Origin of the sequence: Chryseobacterium polytrichastri (assembly GCF_900142445.1) — a bacterium.
Classification (GTDB): Bacteria; Bacteroidota; Bacteroidia; order Flavobacteriales; family Weeksellaceae; genus Chryseobacterium; species Chryseobacterium polytrichastri.
In genome coordinates, this window is sequence record NZ_FRAV01000023.1 from 1 (window position 1) to 21,995 (window position 21,995).

The window sequence follows — 21,995 nt, forward strand, 5'->3', positions numbered from 1 at the left end:
ATACCATATTTCTTACGACATTCTGTAATTCCTAATTTACCGAATTCAATTTCTTTTACAATCTGAAGTTTCAAACTTAAACTGTAATCTTTCTGTGTACGCTTGACATAAAGCGTTTCTAAGTATTCTTTCATAACGATCATTTTTTTGTGTATCGCTATTTCAGGACTAGACAGATCAGTATAAAAAAAACATCTTTCAAATCGGAAGATGTTTTTTTATACTTTTTCTATACTTAATCTTTATTTGAAGATCTGTTGGTGAATAGCATATACGCTAATCCTAAACCAACACCCGCCAATACAGCCATTTTAGTTTTCTTTGAAGGCACCGGAAACATGGTTTCACCATAAATTCTGTGAGGCTCTGATGATTGATATAAAACATTTCCGTCATCAGAGGGCGCTTTTTTAATCTTCATCATCAGGCGCATTCCTGCGGAGGCTATATTCATGATAGGTTTAGGAAATATACCATAAACATTCTTTAAGAGCATTGAAGCAGTATCTGGAAATAGATCTTTCCTTGGATTTTTTGCCAATTCAACTATTTTGGCTGCAGTATCTCTAGGATCTGCTGCAAAGGGAGGGATTTTAAAATCCAATCCCGAATATTTTGCAGAATGCATATTTCCTGTAGATCGTTGAATCTGCGGATAGAGATTGCAAATATGAACATTGGGAAAATCAGAAATTTCTCCCTGAAGACATTCCATCATCCCTCGAATTCCAAATTTAGTTGCTGAATATACCGCACTGTAGGGTGCCGGCATAAATCCACCAATCGAAACATTATTGATAAGGATTCCTTCATTTTGCTTTTTGAAAATAGGCAATGAAGAGTAGGCGCCATGCATATAGCCAAACAAATTTGTTTTAATCACCTGCTCGTTAAGCTTCATCGGAATATCTTCAAATTTTCCGCTGGCCATTACTCCGGCATTATTCACCCAAATGTCAATTCTTCCGTTAAATTGTAAAGCAGCCTGTGCCAAATTTTCAACCTGCTCTGCAATGGAAACATCTGTAGGAACAGCAAGTGCCGCAACCTCCAAGTCTCTGTATAAACTTACGGTTTCATCTAATGCTTCTTTACCTCTCGCTGCAACAACAATATTACATCCTTCAAGGGCAAAAGCTTCAGCAACCGCTCTTCCTACGCCACTACTTCCTCCTGTAATAACAACTGTTTTTCCCCTAAGGCTTTTCTGTATTATATGATCTGATTTCATTTTGTGAATGGTTTTTAGAATTGTACTTAATTAAAAACAACCTATTATTATGCCATACACCTATAAATTTTTCATTATAATTGATTAAAATATAAATGAATCTGTTTAAACTAATTAAAAATTTAACCGCAAAAGAATCAAAAGCTATTGTTGATTTATTAAGGATTGGTTATTGAGAAAGCAAAAGTCTACAAAAGAATAATATTTCGACTCCGCTCCATATGCAAAGATTTTTAAAAACTTATGTGCTCTTATTTGTAGGCTAACACTCAACTTAAAGTGACTAATGTGTTAATCTTTTGTCACTTTTGCGGTTAAAATAAAAGTTTAAACAAGTTGAATAATTAAAACTTAAACTTGAAAACAGAAATGTAAAATCTTTCGATCCTAAATAAATATTTCTTCTTTACCTAATTATTTATTATTTTTGATTCCATCTGCTTTAAAAAAATATTTTCGACAAAACCGTAGTCAAGAACTCTAATATTTCAAAATGCAACACCTAGAATTTGAACCTTCTGAAGCGTTACAAAACAGCATCCAATGTTTTTGGTATGACAGAAGAGAATTCGGAGAAGTAGAATCAAGTTTTGAGGTAGTTCCTGATGGCTATGCAGAAATTATTTTTCATTTTGGAAGCGGATGTAGCATTGCTCACAACGGAAATATAGAGCCTTTACCATCACCGTTTATGATTGGGCTTCTTAATCAACCGGCTCATTTTTATGCAAAAAATAGTTTAGAGATTATAGGAATCAGATGTTATCCGTGGAGTATTTTTGATCTGCTTGAATTACCATCCGGTAAAGACGGCGTACAGGTTTTTGAGCATTCTATCGCTCAGCTTCAGTCTATCTTAGCTCAATATATTCAGAATGGAGAAATAGAGGAAGCCATAGTTCATGTACAAAAAGAGTTCTTGAGTACAGCTCAAATTTCTAAAGACAATACACTCTATAAAGCCGGAAATGCTATGAGAGAGACAAACGGAACAATGCCCGTAAGTCAAATAGCAACAGAGGCGCATTCAACGATTCGCACCCTAGAAAGAAAGTTTAAACAATCGTCTGGTTATACGGTAAAAGATGTATCCGGTTTGATTCGGTTTGAGCAAGTAAGAAATCAATTATGGATAGATCCGGAATCTAATCTAGCTGCTTTAGCCATTGAATTGGGCTATACCGATCAGGCTCATTTAAGCAGAGAATTCAAACGCTACAGCGGGACAACACCGGCAGCATTTGCCCAAAAAGCAAAGAAAGGGAAACAGATCATCAGCAGTGATTTTATCACATTCAAACAAAAGAAAATTTAATAAAAACTTTGCTTACGATAGGAGTTGTAAGCTAATATTCAATACTTAAAAACAATATGGAAGACAAAAAAAATCAAACTGAGAACCCAGCTTCATCTGCTGCTGATACTCCAAAAGTAACAGGGATTGGTGGAATTTTCTTTTTCACAGACAATCCAAAGGAAACAAGAGAATGGTATGCGAAAAATTTAGGATTAGATACCAACGATTGGGGCTCAACTTTTAAATCCAGAAACGTAAATAATCCGGAAGAAGTAGATTCTTTGCAATGGAGTCCTTTTAAAAGTGGAAGCGAGTATTTTGCACCTTCAAAAAAGGAATTTATGATCAATTACAGAGTTCAGAATATTGAAGGATTGGTGAATAATCTGAAAGAAAACGGTGTCACAGTAGTGGATGAGATTGTAGCCTACGAATACGGAAAATTTGTACATATTATGGATGCAGATGGCAATAAAATAGAGTTGTGGGAACCTGCATAAATTTGCTTTAAAAAATCAAACTACAAAAGGTTCTAAAGTACGTAATTAAAAGCTTTTAGGCCTTTTGTGGTTAAAATCATATAATGAACAAAAAGACAACATCAATACCTGTTAACTCCATGGCTGACGAACGCAGCCCAGGCATTGTTATGGAAAGAGTATCTTTTGATTATCAAATGATTGAGGAAGAGGAGAAAGAGTCTCATCGGCACGATCTTCATTCATTTTTCTTACTCGAAAAAGGCACCGTTTCCATTGAAATTGATTTTCAAAAATATGATATTAAAGAATCATCTGTCATTTATATCCATCCTGATCAGGTGCATTACACAACATCTACCGAAAATATAACCGTCAGCACTTGGGCACTTAACAGCGAATATCTGAATCCTGAATATCTAAAATTATTGGATGAAATCAGACCTGTAAAACCTTTACTATTAGATAAAGAAACGCTTTCTCTTATGTCTGAGACGATATCGCTTTCTTTAAAATTTTATGACCGGAAAAATGAAAAACTCTATCATTCTTTATTAAAAGATATTTGCAATACCTTGGTAGCATTGGTTATTTCTCAATATTTAGAACATACTCAATCTCCGGAAAAACTATCCCGATTTGAAATTATCACCAAGGCTTTTAAACAAATTTTAGAACAGAAATATATAACTGTCAAACGTCCGGCAGATTATGCCCAAGCACTTAATATTTCAACGCCTTACCTGAACGAGTGCATCAAAAACACCACAGGTTATTCTGTTTCTCATCACATCCAACAGCGTATTGTTTTAGAAGCCAAGCGCTTGCTTTATCATTCAGATCAATCGGTAAAAGAGATCTCTACAGCATTAGGATATGATGATTATCCTTATTTTTCTCGCCTTTTTACCAAAGTTGCAGGAATCACTCCTTTAGCTTTCAGAAACAAAAACCGCGATTAGTCCAATACTTACTTTGTTCTGATATTGCAGTCCCTATTTTTACGATGTTCCTTTGTATCAACAAAAAAATAAATACAATGGAATCATTAAAAGATAACTCAGTTCTCATTTCCGGAGCAAGTATAGCAGGACTTTCAACCGCTTACTGGATGAATAGATTAGGCTATAACGTAACCGTAGTTGAACTCGCCAACAAACCTCGCACTGCAGGAGCAGCGATTGATATCAAAGGTTTAGCTTCAGATATTTCTAAACGAATGGGAATTTTTGAGCAATTAAAAGCCAACAGACTGAATGTCGAAAAGATAGAATTTAAAAATGCTGATGATATTTCTGAAGGCACTATTGTAGTGAATGAAGATCCTGAAGCATCCGATGACGATATAGAAATTGAACGCGATCAGTTTATGCATATTTTATTTGATGAACTGAAAAAAGATGTCGAATTTATATTCAACAATAGTATCACTGCTTTAAACGAAACACAAGACAATATACAAGTGAGTTTTAAAGAGGGTTCGCAACGCGCATTCGATTTGGTATTGGGCTGCGACGGCATTCATTCTGGTGTGAGAAGGATTTGGTTTGGTGACGAAACAGAATATTCTCATTTTCTGGGAGCGTATTTTTCTATCACAATTGCCAATAAGCTTTTGATCAAACAAAAAACAATGCAAATGTATAATGTTCCTGATAAGGCTATTACCCTGAATGCTTACAAACATAAAACCGATATTATTTTTTGTTTCTTCTCAGAAAAAGAGATTAATTATGATTACCGAGATGAAGATGAACAAAGAAAAATTATTCTGGAACAGTTTGAAGGACAAAGCTGGAGAACTGCAGAATTATTGGAAGAAGTTCAAAATTCTGAATTCTTTTATTTCGATAAATTCTGTCAGATCAAAATGCCATCATGGACGAAAGGGAGAGTAGCGCTGATAGGCGATGCCGGATATTGTGCTTCTCCCGCCGCAGGAATGGGTGCTTCTTTATCAATAATTGGAGCGGCAACATTAGCAGATGCATTGGAAAAATATGATGGTAATTTTACTCTTGCATTTCAAGAATACAACAAAAATTTGAGACCATTTATTGAAGAAGTGCAAGCTAACGCAGCAGTAAATATTACAGATAATTTCATCCCAAGAACGGAAGAAGCTATTCGTCAAAGAAATACGCAAACACTTAGCTTTTAAGTGTTTTATCTTGAACTTGTAAACTTTCAATTTAACCGTAAAAGAAGCAAAAGATTAATACATTAATATTTTAAGTTGATTATTAAACTGGAAATAAGAACACATCAGTTTTTAATCTTTTTGTTTGATAACCATGTCAAGGTTTAAAACCTTGACATGGTTATTAGAGGCTTTATCAATAGGAGCGGGGTTTAATCCGTTCAAAATAAAAAACATTTTTTAATCACAGGAAAATTGATTCAAAAAAGGCTATAAAAGAATTATTTTTAAGAGATTTGTATTTTAATTGGATAATGCCATCCAATCAATATTAAAAAATGCTAAGCCTTCTTGATTAGCATTTAATAATCAATTATTTTATAAATGAAAAAATCGAATAAAGCCGTTTCCGCAGCATTGTTATCTATGGTTTGCGTCCAGGGTGGAGCTTCTATAGCAAAACAACTGTTTCCTACAATTGGAGCAGTAGGAACAAGTGTATTAAGAATTGGTTTGTCAGCAATACTTCTTACGATCATTAATCGTCCAAAATTTTCCACTTTCACCAAACAACAATGGTTATATTGTTCCCTTTATGGAATAGGAATTGCGGCCATGAATTTGATTTTTTATTTAGCAATACAAAGAATTCCATTAGGATTAGCGGTAACAGTAGAGTTTATTGGTCCTTTATTTTTAGCCTTATCTTTATCTCGAAAATGGATAGACATTCTCTGGGGATTACTCGCCTGTGCCGGTATTTTACTGATTGTTCCGTGGCAAAGTAATAATGTAGATTTGTTAGGACTTTTTCTCGCTTTTCTCGCAGGTACTTTTTGGGCAGTATACATTGTAATGGGAGGTAAAGTAGCAGGAATAATGCAGGGAAAGGACGCCGTTACCACAGGAATGCTTTTCGCCATTCTGATTATTTTACCATTTGCATTATGGGATGGGGGAGTTTTTAAACTTACACCGATACTTTTCTTAAAAGGTTTGGGTGTGGCTATTTTATCAAGCGCATTGCCTTTTTCGTTAGATTTGGTAGCATTAAAAAAACTTCCGGCAAAAACATTTAGTATTTTAACGAGTTTACAACCCGCATTTGCCGCTTTTTCTGGATTGCTATTTTTATCAGAAAAGCTTACCCTTTTACAATGGATTTCTGTGGCGTGTGTCATCTCTGCAAGTATGGGCGCTACAATTTTTAGTGAAAGTAAAAAACAGCAAACCGAACTGTAAAATAGTCTAACTAGGTTGATTTGATTTATCTGAAAAACTTATTTTGTCGCATTTATACAATCCTGTTATATCAACATTTCAGAATTTTGTATTCAGATAAAACAATACAAAATCATGTTATTAAAGAATAAGGAAATAGCTATTATTGGTGCCGGACCGGCAGGATTAACATTAGCAAAATTATTACAACAAGAAGGAGCAGACGTAAAAGTCTATGAAAGGGATCAGGATTCACAAACCAGAATTTGGGGTGGTACCTTAGATCTACACAAAGGCTCGGGACAGGATGCCATGAAAAAAGCAGGATTACTGGAAAGTTATTATGCTAGAGCAGTCCCGATGGGAAGAACTATTGCTGATGAAAAAGGCAAGGTTTTATTCATTAAAAATCAGACACCAGAAAGCCATTACGATAATCCTGAGATCAATAGAAATGATTTAAGACAACTTTTACTCGACAGCTTAGCACCCAATACGGTGATATGGGACAGGAAATTTACAGACCTGGAAAAAACTGACGAAAAATGGATTCTACATTTTGAAAATAATATAATTGCAACCGCAGATTTTGTAATCGGGGCTAATGGAGGAATGTCCAAAGCCAGAAAACATATCACAGATGCTGAAGTAGAGTATACAGGAACTTTTATTATACAAGGCGAAGTTTTTCAACCTGAAAGACAATATCCAGATTTTTTTCAATTGTGTGACAATAATATATTGATGACCGCAAATCAGGGAATTAATGTAATCGCAAACCCAAATAACAACGGCGCATTAACATATAATGTAACATTCAGAAAACCTGAAGAATGGATTAATGAAAATAAATTAGACTTTCAAAATACAGAAAGTATGGCTACATTTCTTTCTGATATGTTAGCTGATTGGGGCGAATGCTATCATCAATTATTCCGTTCAACCTCCTTTTTTGTAGGGTTACCAACCCGTAAAATTTCTGTAGAAGATCCTTGGAAAAATAATCGTCCTTTACCGATCACATTAATTGGAGATGCTGCACACGTCATGCCTCCTTTTGCGGGTCAGGGTGCGAATACCGCATTGTTAGACGCGTTAATTTTATCCGAAAATCTAACCAACGGAACGTTTGGAACAATAGAAGATGCCATCAACGATTATGAACAACAAATGAAGGTTTATGTAAGTGAAGCACAATTAGAAACAAGTAAAAATGAAATTGCGATGCATCAACCTGGGTTTTCGTTCCAGAAAAGGTTTAGCAATTAAGATGACAATAAGTACAAAGAAAGTGTCATATTCTTTGTACTTACTCCTATTTATTTATCCTTTTTTAATTCCAATCGTCTTTAAGGCAGTAGGTGTTAAATATATTTCATCTAAAGCAGTAAATGACTCAATATCATTAAATGTTGAACATTTTAAGTCATTTTTATTAAAAGATAATTCAATAGAATTATTATAAGAGGCTAAAATACGAACAATAGAATATCCATTGTATACAACATCAAATCCTTCAAAAAAACAGTTTCGTTCTGCTATTTGATATACTCTGTTTTCTTCAAACCCAACACCATCATTTTTTTCTCCGTCATTATGCTTTAATGTTTTCCAGATGCTATAGTTTTTAGGTTCTTTAAGGACATTTCCATTGGTATCTATCGGAATAAACATTCCAAGCGTTAAAGGTTGTTTTAGGAAATTAGCATAATTATTCATCAAACTTAATGTTTGAAGATCTGCATATCCTTCGTTTAAATAGTATTCAATAACAAAAGTTGTCATCGGAATCAGCTTGTGAGAAGCATCAGTCGGCATAACCAGTCAATTTTTTTGGAAAAATAAATATAATATTTTTATTTCACTACCACCAATTTGTTGCTTTTAAATTTTTCCTGATAAAAAATCATAAATTGCTGTTGATATTATTGATTAAAAATCCTTTTCCAAAAGGCGAAGTAGAGATTGAAAATAAAGTAATTCAAAAAAGTTGTAAAGACAGACACAAACCAATTTAAACAAAATATAATGATCAAAGTTTTTATTGCCGGAGCTACCGGATGGGCAGGCTCTGAACTAAGTAAAGGAGTCTACAAAACAGATGATATGCAATTAGTGGGTGCTTTATCCAGAAAGAGTAAAGGTAAAAATCTAGGAGAAATTTTAAGTTTAGAAAATGCTGAAATTCCCATTTATGATGATATTAATAATGCCTTATCTGAAGTAGATTTTGATGTTTTAGTAGATTATACAAAACCTGATGTTTGTAAGAAAAATACAATTTCAGCATTAAAGAAAGGGAAAAGAGTAGTGATAGGAACATCAGGGTTAACTGCCGAAGATTATTCAGAAATTGCTACCATAGCTGACGAGAATAATTCTTCTGTTTTAGCAGTTGGTAATTTTTCCCTAACCGTAGTTCTTCTTCAAAAGTTTTCAGAAATGGCAGCGCAATATATTCCAAATTTTGAAATTATTGATTATGCCCATGAAGATAAAATTGACAGCCCAAGCGGAACGGCGAGAGAATTAGCACACCGTCTTTCACAAGTTCAAAAACCTACTGTACATGTCTCAAACGACGAATTGATTGGTGAAAAAGACAGCCGTGGAGCAAATCTTGAAGGGGTTCAGGTGCATTCCATAAGATTACCCGGCCACGTTATTTCTATTGAAACCATCTTTGGATTAAAAGATGAAAAGTTAACCATTAGACACGATTCTGGCTCAAGTGCTGAACCTTATGTAAAAGGAGCTCTTTTAGCAATAGAAAAAGTGGGAACATTTACTGGCTTAAGACGTGGATTGGATACTGTAATGGATTTTTAAAAATTACAAAATAAAAACAATAGAGTAGTACTATCTTTCTGCCTTGCCTTTTAACTAATTGCTAAGCAGAAAGATAGTTATTACTTAATGTGTGGATTAGAAATCTTCAGGGAAAATTCCTGACGCATATTTCCATACCTCCAAAATCTCTTCAAAAGGGATATCATATGGTTCATAAAATGTATTATCAGACGCAACAGTGATAGAACCTTTATTTTTTGCCTTCAGTCGTTTGTAGGTAATTCCGTCATTTGAGGTAACAAAAATATAAGAAGTTCCTGATTTTAAATCATTGATTCCTTCCATATATTTTCCAATAATAAATGAGCCATCCTTAAAAGGAGGCATAGAATCTCCACTGGCAGGGAAGGCCCTGAACTTTCCGTTTTTCAGAAAAGGTAAAGAAATAGTTTCTAAACTTTCAATATAATCAGGATCACTATAACCTCTTAAATATCCCATAGAAGCTTTCTGAGGAATAATTTCAATACTTTCGTTTCCATTCTGATCTACAACAACAGGCAAAACAATCCTGTTATCTGGAAGTTTCAGCATATCATCTAAAGGATATTTTATCAGGTCTACAGAAAGCAAAAGATCAATGCTTACATGAAACAATCTGGAAATCCTGATTAATATATCCACAGGAGGTTTAGATCTGGCGTTTTCATAGGAAATATATCGTGAAGTGGTTATGGTAATTTGCTCAGACAATTCGCGCTGGGTTATTCCTAATTTACCTCGCAAAAGCCTGATGTTATCTGAAAAAATTGACATTATTAAAAATTAGATTCACAAAAATACAAATTGTTTAAAGGAGATCATCAATTTTAGGGCAAAAACAAGCTTCGTTGTGGATAAAAAATTATCAATTATAAAGAATCAACAACACAACCTAAATAAGCATAGCTTTATGACTAGAATAAAAAAATCCGGAAAAGAGAAACGTGACGTCATAAGTCGTTAATATTAAAATCATTAATATATTCAATTTAACATAATATAAATTATAGGATTTTATTTATCCAAACATTTAAAGAGAGTATACCATATACATATTAGTATTTTACCTAAATTTGCAGCTATATAAATAAGTATGAACCACGCGAGCTGTTTGCCTCCTCCAAGATTTTAATATTTCTAAAAAGTAAATGAAGTATTGTAATTTCACGCTGATAAAATTTTATTGGCTGTTTTTTAATGCTTCAGATTTAGTTACATATTAATTTAAAATCTTGTTGTACAGACAGATCATTCTCAATGAAAAAATCATATTTATTATTGCACATTGCTGTGATACTTGCCGGGTTTACCGGTGTTTTCGGAAAACTAATATCTCTTAATGAAGGCTTGCTGGTTTGGTACAGACTTCTTTTTTCAACCCTAATATTATATGCGATTTTAAAGCTGCTCAGAATCGATTATAAAGTTTCACATCGTGAAAAATTCCGTATAGCCAAAGTTGGTTTGCTTATTACTTTGCATTGGCTGTTTTTTTATGCCAGCATAAAATATTCAAACATCTCAATTGGCGTGGTTTGTTATTGTCTCACCAGTTTTTTTACCGCTTTATTTAAACCTTTAATTGATAGAGAAAAATTTAAAGCTTCAGAATTGCTGCTGAGTGCTTTGACAATTTTTGGAATAAGTTTAATTTTTCATTTTGATTCTTCCTATCAATTAGGAATTAGCTTAGGTGTGGTCTCATCAGCGTTTGGAGCACTTTATACAATTTACAACAAACGCCTGGTCAATCAATATGATGCTAAGGTCATCAATTATTATCAAATGTTTGCAGGAACCCTATGCCTAGGAGCTTTTTTGCCCATTTACCTAGTGTTCTTTCCGGCAGATAGCATAATACCTGACTTAAAAGATATGGCTTATTTGGGCGTCTTATCACTTTTTTGTACAGTAGGTCTTTATGTGGCATTTGCAGAGGTTTTGAAGAAAATTCCTGCATTTACCGTAAATCTCACCTTCAATCTTGAGCCCATTTATGCAATCATCATGGCTCTCCTATTCTTCAATGAAAGCAAAGAGATCGGTTTGCCATTCTATGCCGGCCTATCCTTCATCGTGATTTCAGTTATTTTACAGACATTTATTTCAATTCGTAAGAAATCATAATTTTAAAAACCTCTTGTAATGCTTATTACAAGAGGTTTCTTATTCAAAATCAATAATTTACAATAAAATATTTGCGTAGTTAAATAACTTCATATATATTTATAGTCAAATAGCTTCATAATGAATTTAAGACGAGATGTATTTCAGGCCATAGCAGATCCTACCAGAAGATCAATCCTTATGTTGGTTGCCACACAATCAATGACTGCAGGAGCTATTGCTTCGAATTTTGAAACTGCAAGACCCACAGTTTCAAAGCATTTACAGATTCTCACCGCATGCGAACTACTCCATCAGGAACAAAATGGACGCGAAATTATCTATCATCTCAATCCAAATAAAATGAAAGAAATAGCCGATTTTATTGAACCTTTCCGTCAAATGTGGGATGAGAGATTCAATACATTAGAAACTGTAATGAAAGCCTATCAACAGAAAAAATAGAAAATATGGAACTTAAAACAAAAATCCAAGCCGAAGACAACAAACAGGAAATTCTTATTACAAGAGAGTTTGATCTGCCTTTAGAGCTATTATTCAAAGCCTACACAGAAGCTGGATTGGTTGAACAATGGATGGGAACCAAAGTTTTAAAACTTGAAAATCAGCAGCATGGTGGTTATCAGTTTGAAACATTAAATCCCAAAGGTGATATTGTTTTCCGCGCCAATGGAACCATTCATGAGTTTATTCCTAATCAAAGGATTACACGAACTTTTCAAATGGAAAACACTCCTTTTCCTGTTCAGTTAGAATTTTTAGAATTTGAAGGATTAACAGACGGTACTAGTAAAATAACGATTAAAACCATTTATAAATCTGTTGAATACAGAGATCAAATCCTTAAACTTCCATTTGCACAAGGTTTAAATAGCGCACATAATCGTCTGCAGGAAATATTTTCTAATTCTGACCATTGATCAATTATCATTCATTACCAATTACTTAATACTTATAGATATGAATCCTAAAGTAGACTTCTTCTTTGATAAAGCCAAACAATGGCAGAAAGAATTTGAAAAGTTAAGAGCAATTGCCCTGAATACAGGACTTGATGAAGAATTAAAATGGGGATGCCCCTGCTACACCTATCATGGAAAGAATATTTTTTTGATTCATGGGTTTAAAGAATACTGCGCTCTCCTATTCTTTAAAGGTGCATTACTAAGTGACAGTCATTCTATTTTAATTCACCAATCTGAAAATGTGCAGGCTGCAAGGCAAATCCGATTTACAGAACTGAAGGAGATCGTTGATTTAGAAAAAATCATTACAACCTATTTATTTGAAGCGCTTGAAGTAGAAAAGTCAGGTATAAAAGTTGAAATGAAAGAAACTAAGCAATTTGAAATGCCTGAAGAATTTAAAAATAAATTAGATGAAAATTCAGCTCTAAAAGATGCTTTCGAAAACCTAACTCCCGGAAGACAAAGAGCTTACCTACTCTACTTTTCTTCTGCTAAACAAGCAAAAACGCGTGCTTCAAGAATTGAAAAATATATTCCTGACATTCTTATTGGAAAAGGTTTAAATGATTAATTACTAAATAATTAAATAATGGAAACACAAAATAAATCACAAAAAAGAAACAAGATCATTTACTGGATTTTCACTCTTTGGATGTCGTTGGGAATGATTTCAACAGCCGCTGTTCAATTGATGAAGAATAAAGATGAAGTAGAAAACTTCACAAAACTGGGCTTTCCCATTTACTTAATGACCATCATCGGAATCTGGAAAATAATAGGAGTTATTGTTGCTTTAATCCCTAAATATCCGTTATTAAAAGAATGGGCATATGCAGGATTTTTCTTCACAATGTCCGGAGCATTGGCTTCCCATATCATTGTGGGAGATCCTATTAGCAAAATATTCCCCCCTTTATTGCTCCTAACAATTACTTGTATTTCTTGGTATTTTCGACCAGCCGACCGTAAATTAATTTAATTATTTTTGAATACATTTAAAGTCCAATTTTTTAACACAATATCATTCGTATGAAAAACAATAAACATCTATCTTCTGAGTACACAGAAGCTTTGCTTAAAACGTTGAAAATTCGTTTTGAAAAAAACATGAACCGCCATCAAGAGTTAGATTGGGATAAAATTCAGTCAAAGCTAGAAGCAAATCCTAATAAACTTTGGTCTTTAAATGAAATGGAAGAAACTGAAGGTGAGCCAGATGTTATAAGACATGATAAAAAAACTGATGAATATATTTTCGTTGATTGCTCCGCAGAAAGCCCAAAACGAAGAAGTCTTTGCTATGATTATCAGGCATGGGAAGCAAGAAAAGCTAACAAACCTGAAAGTAATGTCATTGATAAAGCCTCAGAAATGGGTGTCGAATTATTAACTGAAGAACAATATCGTCAGCTTCAGGAGTTCGGAAAATTTGATGTTAAAACGTCAAGTTGGATAAAAACGCCACCCAATATCAGAGAATTAGGAGGCGCTATTTTTTGTGACCGCCGTTATAATACCGTTTTCACTTATCACAATGGTGCTGATTCTTATTATGCAGCAAGAGGTTTTCGTGGTTGTTTAAAAGTTTAATATAAATCAAGAATTTTTCAACCAAGGAGATTCTACGCTACAAAATATTATGTTAACTCCTAAATAACTTTCTGCCTATACACTTATAATCATTCTCCATTAAAACGGAAAGTAGTATATATATTTTCACGGTCTTAGCTCTCCCGGTTTTAATGTAAATTTATTTCTCTTTTAATCTCAGATAAAGAATCATGATAGCGTAAGGAGTGCCTGAAAGATCCTTTACCTTACAGTTGAAAAAGATGATGTTTTTTTGAAAATGCTGATGTGAAACTTCAATCTGATATTTTATTCCTGTCGGCATAGCCCTATTCGAATAGCCTTCTAGATTGTCTATTTCATAGGTATTATTACTTCCAAGAAAATCGAAAACCTCACGCAATATACAGTTTATAGTAAAAGCGGAAGGAACAATAGGATAATTGTCAAAATGTCCCTTACATTGATTAGGTGTAAATGGTTCGATAAAAATAATGAATTGATGATCATTTTCTATCACTACTTTCCTCCCAGGAAGTGTTTTATCAAGATCTTCAATGAGATTATCATTATAATAATCTTTGTAAAAAAGTCTAAATGCATCATTCTGTATAATATGATAATCAATTTCAATAGAATAAATTGCTTCCCCTGAATGTTTATCTCTAATCAAAAGTACAGATTTGCCTTTCATCTTTGATTCTAAGAAGCTTTCACAGACGATAGATACTGATTCTGATTTTTTATAGAACAACTGTCTTATTCTCACTTTTTCTCCTAAGAAATAAATCCGTTCTTGAGACTTGGGACTTAATAGCTTATATAAATTACAGCTTCCTACTGATGTTAAAATTTTTATTAATTCTGAAAAATTTTCATTACTAAAATCGAAATTTGAGATTTCAGTCTCTATCCTATCGCCAATAGAAATCGTGTTTTCAGGAATATAAAAATAAGGATAGGTCTCGCCAAGGTATGGAATGATTGTGGTTTGGATGTCAGTTGTTATCATGTGTATAAAATATTAGTTTTAGATTATTTCATGTTAGTAGCTTATTAATCAATAATTTATAATTGATTTTCTTTTGATTATTCAAGAGATGATTAAATTGTTAATTTTTAATGAAGCTGATCTTTTTATAGTTATAAACTATTATAAAAAGATTAATTTCCAGTAAGCAGCAGCTTTAAATGAAATAAAAATAAGCCTGATGAATATATATTTATTTTTGTGATATAGTACAATTATAAATACATGAGCTATCATCTTTAAGTTCGTGAATATCCATTTTAAATAGAATATTTAATTTCATAGCATCACAAATTCCTTGTATGAAAGGTTTTATAGTTGGCCATTCCAGCTGTTCTGCAATCCCAAAGTTCTGGGCTGCTTTATGATAGCGGTCAATTCCTTTTATTAATACTTCAATTATTGTATTATTCCATTGTTTAATTTCAAAACTAAATTCAGGACTGGATGTATACACTGTTCCTAAAAGTATTTTAGCCATAGCTGGAAGATCGGAGTTTAAATTTGGTTTGGCACTCATATTTTTCAATGCTGTTTTTATTCCGAGGTCATACATGAAGTTTTTAGAAATCTGACTTGTAGCATCTTTCCCATAAAGTACTTCAATTTGTTTAAGCATACCTCCATAAAAAGCCCCTGTAATATCTGAAAGGTTTTGGACGAGTTCTACAAAGCTTTTTGGAAAAAACTCTTCAATAATTTGTTCTTGGCTTACTTCGGAAGGAAAAATATCATTTTTTCTAAAATTATATAATGTCAAGAATGTTTCTGGCAGATGTTTATTATTTTCGTTCATTGTTAATTTATTAAATGATGAGTGGTAAAATAATATTTAGTATTAAATAAATGTCCGTTTTCAATCATACACCTGTAATACCAACTATTACAAAAGTATTGATGACTTTATTGCCATATATGTCTGATTTAATCTGTAAAATGAGTTCATCTAGATATAATTGAAGATATTTTAGTTTAATTTTAGGGTAAAACTTCAGAAAACAGATATCGTATCTATTTGATTTACAAATCAATGAATAATGTTATGATTGGTTGCGGATATACAGATAGTATTATAAATCAGACTGATCCTTATCTTCTTTTATATAATAATAATAATTCAAATCCTCCATAGATCCTAACAGAAAATAAGAAATAAACCTATAATCCTGAATTTCAAGGCTAGGGTCTTCTTCATCTAAAATCACGGAAACACTTATAATTTTTGTATGATTGCTATCATAATCATTTTTAGAAAAAATATTCCAGCGATTATCGGTTGTCTTACTAGATTTAGAGTTAGTATCATTAAACGATTTTTCAATATCTCCATTCTCTAAGTTATTCGCAACTCCCACTCCCATTAAGAGATGAGGGTATCTATAATCAAATAAATATGTTTCTTCATCTAGAATAAATGAAGAAGTGATATCTATCTCATTTGCATTTCCAGTTTCTAATGCTCCAATAATGGGGCTAGTGGTAGTGGTTATCATAATATTTATATTTGGGTATATTAAAAATTACGAATTGCATTGAATTCTAATTATTTATTAAATAATTTAAAATCTATAGAAAACATGTTATTTAGGACATATTTAACTACCAACGCGAAATACAATCATGAATAATAGTATAAATATACAAATTAATTTTATTGAATTCAATAAAACAACTCATTATACTGTGTAATTATTTCTAAAAAACTATATTATGTTTATGAATCGACAACAATACCTTGATATAACAAAATAGCAGGAGCATACTTTCTATTTAAATAGATGACTAATGCGAGAGGGTTTCGTAGCTATTTGAAAGTATAGAAAAAATAATTAAACCATTAAAATTTATCTTAATCTTAATGGTTTAATATAAATCAAGAATTTTTCAGCCAAGGAGATTCTACGCTCCAAAATATTATGTTAACTCCTAAATAACTTTCTGCATACTCTACAAACTCCTCTTTTGTAAAAGGCTTTTTGGTCTTTGGATTTTTATATGTTAATGTCGGTTCCTGTACTGCCATTGCTACCAAAGATAAATTTCCTTTGTATTTATTAAAGAATGGATATGAGTTTTTCATCTGTGCATTTTTATTGGGAACAATATCTGGTCCACCCACACCTACATTATTCTCTTTTGCAAATTCAAATAATCTAGACATATATTTATGATCGTTATCCCACTCACAAGGAAAAAAATTCACATACTGTAGGACGTAAGATTTCTTGAAGGCATTTCTTGCAAACTTCAAATTATCAAGTTCAGCCTGAAAATATTTATCACAGCTAAAACCTGTTTTGTCTCTTTTCATATCAATGTCAATAGCAGTCTCGGGTAAATTAATCCCTTGAATCTTTCCATCAAACTTTTTAGCCAACTCTCCTATTAATTTTTGAAATCTTTGCTGAACTGCAGGATTCCATTGCTGGGCTATCCATCCATTTCCAACAGGTTTATTTTCTCCGGGATTATCAAATTGTGGAACCAGTCCTCCCGCATACTCTTTTTCATTTAATACATAATCAGGAACATATCTCGCTTTAGGTTCAAAAAAACGATCCTGAAGTTGAATAAACAATTTTCTATTCAGTTTAGTTAAATAATCAAGATCCTTTTCAATTCTTGAAAAGTCATAAACATCTTTCGCTGTTTCTAATGATCTCCAATTATAAACAATTTGAACGCCACCAATATCTTTCCTGGTAATCAGTTTTTCTATTTTCTGCAGATCTCCTGAAGAAGTATAGATATAATTTTGTGGAGTTTCTGCTTTTAACAGATGAAGTCCAAAAGTAAACAGACTAATACAAATAATTTTAAGTAAATTTCTCATAACCATGAATTTATTTATTGTGTTAGCATCATTTATCGTGCCTCAATTTATTTTCCGCTGTACGGGAAATTATTCGAAAATATTTTTTATAAGCGATTCTCAGCGATTAGGAAAATCATCCATAAATACGTTATTTCTTCAAAAAATAAAATCACAAATATTTTAAAACAAAAAATATTTTTAATTTACAAATACTTCTATTAAAAATAGTATTGGTATTTTAGCAACGCGAAATTTGAATTTAACATAATAAAAAGGATATGAAAAAATTAGTCTTATTAAGTACATTCTCTGTTTTCTTACTTAATTGTAATAAAAAAACTGAAGTTCCTGCTCCAAAAGTTGAAACTGATTCTGTTGCAGTCGCTGAACCAGTAATTGATACATTGGGTCCTAAATCTTTTTGCTACATGCAGGTAGTTGGAAAAGACTCTCTTTTTGTAAGCATTGATGATAATTTAGGAACTGTTACAGGAAAAATGTACAATAAATTCTTTGAAAAAGATCAATCAAAAGGAACATTATCTGGAATAAAATCTGGTGATACGCTGAAATTAACTTATGAATTTGCCGCTGAAGGAAAAAAAGGAAACACAAACGATATTTATTTTCTTCAAAAGAAAGATGCATTAATTGAAGGTACCGGAGAAAAAGATGCTCAAACAGGTACTAAATATATAAATGAGAATAAAATAAAATATGATGGAACCAGCTATAAACTAGCTGATTGTAAATTGGTTGAAAAAGCTTTGAAATAAAAGAAATATTATTCCCTAAATATTGAAATACATTGCATGGTATTTGCTATAGTACGGGCTCACTCTCATACTAACATAAATTACAAATAACACTATGCGAAGTTTAAATTTTAAACCGTTTTCAAAAGATGAATTAATAAATGGACTGAAGAAAACGTTTCCACAATATAAAATTCAGACAAGTTTTGGAGCATTACAAGTAAGAACAAGTGGCTTTACTTTAACAGGAAATGTAAAAATAAATGCCAAACCAGAAATTGGGAAAGTAACCACTGAGACTGCTTCCGATTCTGCGTTATTGTATTTAATCTTTTGTTTTCCTATCGGGATTTATATGTACATGAAAAAAGAAAGGATAAAAAAACTTGAAAATGAAGTTATTGAGGGCATCCAGAAAATACTTGTCGAAGATAAATAAAAAGAAAGACAGTCTATGTAGGCTGTCTTTCTTTTTATGATAACTTATTTATTAAGAATTTCAATAAATCTATTGACAGCTTCATCACTGGTATTCCAAGAAGTGATAAGTCGGATTGCAGAATGATCTTCATTAATTTTCTCCCAGACAAAAAAATCAAATTTTTCAGCTAAAATAGCAATCAAACTATTAGTTAAAATAGGAAATATTTGATTAGTATAAGTATCTGTAAGAAACTTTACTCCCTTGTCTTTCATTGCATTTTTGATTTTCATGGCCTGGTTATTTGCATGTTTGGCCAGATCAAAATACAAATCATTCTTCATAAGTTCCAGAAACTGAATTCCCAATAGCCTTCCTTTTGCCATTAATGCCCCTTTCTGTTTAATATTAAAGGCGAAATCTTGTTGAAGATCCTGATTATTAATAACAATAGCCTCTCCTATTAATGCTCCATTTTTAGTTCCACCAATATAAAAAATATCGGTTAGCTCTGCCACTTTTTCTAAAGTCAGATCATTGATTTCCGAAGTTAAACCATGTCCCAACCTAGCTCCATCCATAAATAAATAGAGCCCGTTTGCTTTACAAAAAGTAAATAAATCTTCTAATTCTTTTGTATTGTAAATGGTACCCAACTCCGTAGAATTAGAGATGTACACCAACTTTGGCATTACCTGGTGGGGAATATTTTGATGGCCTTCCAAAACAGGAATAATATCTGAGGGTCTTATTTTTCCATCTTCAGTATTAATATTTAAAATTTTATGTCCTGTAGCTTCAATAGCTCCGGTTTCATAATTTAATATATGTCCTGTAGACGCGGATATTACACATTGATAAGGTCTTAGAATAGAAGAAATAACAATTAAATTAGCCTGAGTTCCACCGGACACAAAATAAATGTCCGAATTTGGATTTTTAATCTTCTCTTTGATTAATTCTTTAGCTTGTAAAGAATAATCATCCTCACCATAACCAGCCTGCTGATCTAGATTAGTTTGCAAAAGTGCATGTAAAATATTCGGGTGACATCCTTCCGAATAGTCGTTTTTAAATGAAAATTTCATACAGTAAAAGTAAAAAAAGTTAAAATAACAAGAGCAGAATTTTAATAAAATTTTGTTAGATTTGTATTGAAAATCATCTAACATTTTGAAAACAACATTAACAGAAGAAAATTATCTGAAAGCCTTGTTTCATTTAGTTGACAATGAGGGAAAGGTTACGATTAACGAGCTTAGCAAATTTTTAAATGTAAAAATGCCGAGTGTTAATAATATGATGAAGAAATTTGCAGATAAAAGCTGGGTTATTTATGAAACTTATAAACCACTCAGAATCACAGAAAAAGGAAAACGCGAAGCCTCTTTGGTTGTTCGTAAACACCGTCTTACCGAAATGTTTTTGGTAAAAAAAATGAATTTTGGTTGGGAAAATGTTCACGAAATTGCAGAGCAGCTAGAGCACGTACACTCTACTATATTCTTTGATAAAATGGATGAAATCCTAGATTATCCAAAATTTGATCCTCATGGAGAACCTATTCCTGATAAAGATGGAAATATTATAGCCCAGGATTTACAGAAATTAAGTTCCTGTCAGGTTGGTGAAACGGTAATTTTTGCTTCGGTAACTCTTTCCGATGACGCCTTTCTTAATTATTTAACAGAAAGAAAACTACTTTTGGATACCAAAATAAAAATTATTAAAATTGAAAGTTTTGATAAATCCGTAACCGTTGAAGTAGATGGGAAACAAGAAATTTTGGGTAAAAAAGCAACCGAGAAAATATTAGTAAAAAAATAAAAAATGGTGATTTAGAGTGTCTAAATCACCATTTTTCTATCCCTTATCTTTATTTCAAACTATTTTTCAAAATTTCAGAAACGGTTTCAATTTCTTCCATTGTATTGAAATAATGCGGTGAAAGTCTTACTATTCCGTTTACATTTTTGTTTGTAAAATCTATCAATGCTGAGTTTTTGTAAGTCACTGAGGAAAATACATTGTGCTCTTTAAGGACCCTTTGAATATTTTCAAGATCACCATCAGGCCCACAAAAAGTGATGATACTACTCAAATGATTTCCTTTATCTTGTATCTTAAACCCAGCGTTCTGGAGATTCCCTCTCAGTTTTTCTGCTAATTTTTTATTATAATTTTCAATGCTATCCAAACCAATGGTATTAGCATAGCGAATCGCTTCTGTAAAACCAATTATTGAAGCACAAGAATTTTCCCAATGCTCAAATCTTTTTGCTGTTTTAAATAATTCATAATCATTATATTCAGTCCAATCTGCACCTCTTGAATCTAATAATATAGGAGCGAAATTTTGTTCTAATATTCTATCGGCAACATATAAAAATCCTGTTCCTCTGGGGCCACGCATAAATTTCCTCCCTGTGGCAGTAAGAAAATCACAATCAATTTTTTCAACGTCCACACTCATTTGCCCAACAGTTTGGCAGGCATCAACCAAATATAAAATGCCATACTGACGACAGATTTTTCCAACTCCCTCAATATTTTGGATCAATCCAGAATTGGTAGGAATATGAGTTACCGCTACTAATTTTGGATGATGTTGTTTGATCAAATTCTCTAAATCTTCTAAATCTAACTCATTATCTGAAAGATTTTTTGTTCTTATGATCTTTACATTTAATTTTTTCTGTAATGAAATAAAGGTAATCTGATTAGAAATATAGTCGTCAACCGTGGTAATGATACAATCTCCTTCTTTAAAAATAATACTTGATAAAGCTTTAGCATATGCTTCTGTAGCACTTGTTGCAAAAGCAATATTTGAAGATTTAGTGTTGATTAATTTTGCGGTTTCCTCATAAAACTGCTCTAATAATTTTGCGTTTCGGTTGGCTACTTCATATCCTCCAAATTGCTCTTCTTGCTGAAGATAATCAATCATTGATTCTACCACAACCTTTGGCATTAATGATGAACCGGCATTGTTAAAAAATATCTTATTATCGGATAGCCCCTTTGTGTCTTGTCTTATTAAGTCTATGTTCATTTTTTATTGTTTTGTCTCCCATTAATTTCAATTATTTATACAGATGAATATCTAT

25 protein-coding genes are annotated in these 21,995 nt (G+C 32.4%); 16 read left to right on the plus strand and 9 right to left on the minus strand.

Features of this window, described 5'->3' with window-relative positions; genetic code table 11:
• Positions 1-235: 235 nt before the first annotated feature.
• Entirely contained in the window at positions 236-1,231 is a 996-nt protein-coding gene (locus BUB80_RS14390; protein ID WP_073294011.1) for an SDR family oxidoreductase, read from the minus strand.
• A 493-nt stretch (positions 1,232-1,724) separates the two neighbouring features.
• On the opposite strand from BUB80_RS14390, the gene BUB80_RS14395 reads away from it, so the two are divergent.
• From BUB80_RS14395 to BUB80_RS14420, 6 genes are all read left to right on the plus strand, one after another.
• Entirely contained in the window at positions 1,725-2,546 is an 822-nt protein-coding gene (locus BUB80_RS14395; RefSeq protein WP_073294013.1) for a helix-turn-helix domain-containing protein, read from the plus strand.
• Between the two features lie 56 nt (positions 2,547-2,602).
• Positions 2,603-3,028 (plus strand): VOC family protein, encoded by a 426-nt coding sequence (locus BUB80_RS14400; protein WP_073294015.1) that lies wholly within the window; start codon positions 2,603-2,605, stop codon positions 3,026-3,028.
• Positions 3,029-3,111: 83 nt separating this feature from the next.
• On the plus strand, positions 3,112-3,969 hold the full coding sequence (locus BUB80_RS14405) for a helix-turn-helix domain-containing protein (protein ID WP_073294017.1): 858 nt from the start codon (positions 3,112-3,114) through the stop codon (positions 3,967-3,969).
• Between the two features lie 77 nt (positions 3,970-4,046).
• Positions 4,047-5,168, plus strand: a complete 1,122-nt coding sequence (locus BUB80_RS14410; RefSeq protein WP_073294019.1) for an FAD-dependent monooxygenase — start codon at positions 4,047-4,049, stop codon at positions 5,166-5,168.
• Between the two features lie 363 nt (positions 5,169-5,531).
• Positions 5,532-6,389 carry an EamA family transporter gene (locus BUB80_RS14415; RefSeq protein ID WP_073294021.1) on the plus strand — a complete coding sequence of 286 codons (858 nt, stop codon included), beginning with the start codon at positions 5,532-5,534 and terminating at the stop codon, positions 6,387-6,389.
• Between the two features lie 114 nt (positions 6,390-6,503).
• Positions 6,504-7,637, plus strand: a complete 1,134-nt coding sequence (locus BUB80_RS14420) for an FAD-dependent oxidoreductase (protein WP_073294023.1) — start codon at positions 6,504-6,506, stop codon at positions 7,635-7,637.
• A gap of 54 nt (positions 7,638-7,691) precedes the next feature.
• Here the strand turns inward: BUB80_RS14420 and BUB80_RS14425 are convergent, their stop codons facing one another.
• A complete protein-coding gene (locus BUB80_RS14425) occupies positions 7,692-8,186 on the minus strand; it encodes a hypothetical protein (RefSeq protein ID WP_073294025.1) in 495 nt (164 codons plus the stop codon).
• 210 nt (positions 8,187-8,396) lie between these two features.
• Between BUB80_RS14425 and dapB the strand changes: the two genes are divergently transcribed.
• Entirely contained in the window at positions 8,397-9,197 is an 801-nt protein-coding gene (gene dapB / locus BUB80_RS14430; protein WP_139262703.1) for a 4-hydroxy-tetrahydrodipicolinate reductase, read from the plus strand.
• A gap of 96 nt (positions 9,198-9,293) precedes the next feature.
• On the opposite strand, the gene BUB80_RS14435 is transcribed toward dapB, so the two are convergent.
• A complete protein-coding gene (locus BUB80_RS14435) occupies positions 9,294-9,974 on the minus strand; it encodes an XRE family transcriptional regulator (RefSeq protein ID WP_073294029.1) in 681 nt (226 codons plus the stop codon).
• Between the two features lie 483 nt (positions 9,975-10,457).
• On the opposite strand from BUB80_RS14435, the gene BUB80_RS14440 reads away from it, so the two are divergent.
• The 6 genes from BUB80_RS14440 (at position 10,458) to BUB80_RS14465 (ending at position 13,885) form a co-directional block, all read left to right on the plus strand.
• Positions 10,458-11,327 carry a DMT family transporter gene (locus BUB80_RS14440; protein ID WP_073294031.1) on the plus strand — a complete coding sequence of 290 codons (870 nt, stop codon included), beginning with the start codon at positions 10,458-10,460 and terminating at the stop codon, positions 11,325-11,327.
• Between the two features lie 120 nt (positions 11,328-11,447).
• Positions 11,448-11,771, plus strand: a complete 324-nt coding sequence (locus tag BUB80_RS14445; RefSeq protein WP_073294033.1) for an ArsR/SmtB family transcription factor — start codon at positions 11,448-11,450, stop codon at positions 11,769-11,771.
• A gap of 5 nt (positions 11,772-11,776) precedes the next feature.
• Positions 11,777-12,247 (plus strand): SRPBCC family protein, encoded by a 471-nt coding sequence (locus BUB80_RS14450; RefSeq protein ID WP_073294035.1) that lies wholly within the window; start codon positions 11,777-11,779, stop codon positions 12,245-12,247.
• 40 nt (positions 12,248-12,287) lie between these two features.
• A complete protein-coding gene (locus BUB80_RS14455; protein WP_073294037.1) occupies positions 12,288-12,866 on the plus strand; it encodes a YdeI/OmpD-associated family protein in 579 nt (192 codons plus the stop codon).
• An 18-nt stretch (positions 12,867-12,884) separates the two neighbouring features.
• Positions 12,885-13,274 carry a DoxX family protein gene (locus BUB80_RS14460; RefSeq protein WP_073294039.1) on the plus strand — a complete coding sequence of 130 codons (390 nt, stop codon included), beginning with the start codon at positions 12,885-12,887 and terminating at the stop codon, positions 13,272-13,274.
• Between the two features lie 50 nt (positions 13,275-13,324).
• Complete coding sequence (locus tag BUB80_RS14465) at positions 13,325-13,885, plus strand: DUF4256 domain-containing protein (RefSeq protein WP_073294041.1); 561 nt, start codon at positions 13,325-13,327, stop codon at positions 13,883-13,885.
• 160 nt (positions 13,886-14,045) lie between these two features.
• Here BUB80_RS14465 and BUB80_RS14470 read toward each other — a convergent pair whose 3' ends face one another.
• The 4 genes from BUB80_RS14470 to BUB80_RS14485 form a co-directional block, all read right to left on the minus strand.
• Entirely contained in the window at positions 14,046-14,876 is an 831-nt protein-coding gene (locus BUB80_RS14470; RefSeq protein ID WP_073294043.1) for a hypothetical protein, read from the minus strand.
• Positions 14,877-15,087: 211 nt separating this feature from the next.
• On the minus strand, positions 15,088-15,690 hold the full coding sequence (locus BUB80_RS14475) for a hypothetical protein (RefSeq protein WP_073294045.1): 603 nt from the start codon (positions 15,688-15,690) through the stop codon (positions 15,088-15,090).
• Positions 15,691-15,964: 274 nt separating this feature from the next.
• Entirely contained in the window at positions 15,965-16,387 is a 423-nt protein-coding gene (locus BUB80_RS14480) for a hypothetical protein (RefSeq protein WP_073294047.1), read from the minus strand.
• 380 nt (positions 16,388-16,767) lie between these two features.
• Positions 16,768-17,727, minus strand: a complete 960-nt coding sequence (locus tag BUB80_RS14485; RefSeq protein WP_139262705.1) for a hypothetical protein — start codon at positions 17,725-17,727, stop codon at positions 16,768-16,770.
• Positions 17,728-17,987: 260 nt separating this feature from the next.
• Between BUB80_RS14485 and BUB80_RS14490 the strand changes: the two genes are divergently transcribed.
• Positions 17,988-18,485 carry a hypothetical protein gene (locus BUB80_RS14490; protein WP_073294051.1) on the plus strand — a complete coding sequence of 166 codons (498 nt, stop codon included), beginning with the start codon at positions 17,988-17,990 and terminating at the stop codon, positions 18,483-18,485.
• 94 nt (positions 18,486-18,579) lie between these two features.
• Positions 18,580-18,903, plus strand: coding sequence for a hypothetical protein (locus BUB80_RS14495; RefSeq protein ID WP_073294053.1), 324 nt, complete (start codon positions 18,580-18,582; stop codon positions 18,901-18,903).
• Between the two features lie 44 nt (positions 18,904-18,947).
• Here the strand turns inward: BUB80_RS14495 and BUB80_RS14500 are convergent, their stop codons facing one another.
• Positions 18,948-19,973, minus strand: a complete 1,026-nt coding sequence (locus BUB80_RS14500) for a threonine aldolase family protein (RefSeq protein ID WP_073294149.1) — start codon at positions 19,971-19,973, stop codon at positions 18,948-18,950.
• 85 nt (positions 19,974-20,058) lie between these two features.
• Between BUB80_RS14500 and BUB80_RS14505 the strand changes: the two genes are divergently transcribed.
• Positions 20,059-20,712: a metal-dependent transcriptional regulator gene (locus tag BUB80_RS14505; protein WP_073294055.1), complete on the plus strand. Its 654-nt coding sequence runs from the start codon at positions 20,059-20,061 to the stop codon at positions 20,710-20,712.
• A 49-nt stretch (positions 20,713-20,761) separates the two neighbouring features.
• Here the strand turns inward: BUB80_RS14505 and BUB80_RS14510 are convergent, their stop codons facing one another.
• Positions 20,762-21,940, minus strand: a complete 1,179-nt coding sequence (locus BUB80_RS14510; RefSeq protein ID WP_073294057.1) for an aminotransferase class V-fold PLP-dependent enzyme — start codon at positions 21,938-21,940, stop codon at positions 20,762-20,764.
• Positions 21,941-21,995 lie beyond the last annotated feature (55 nt).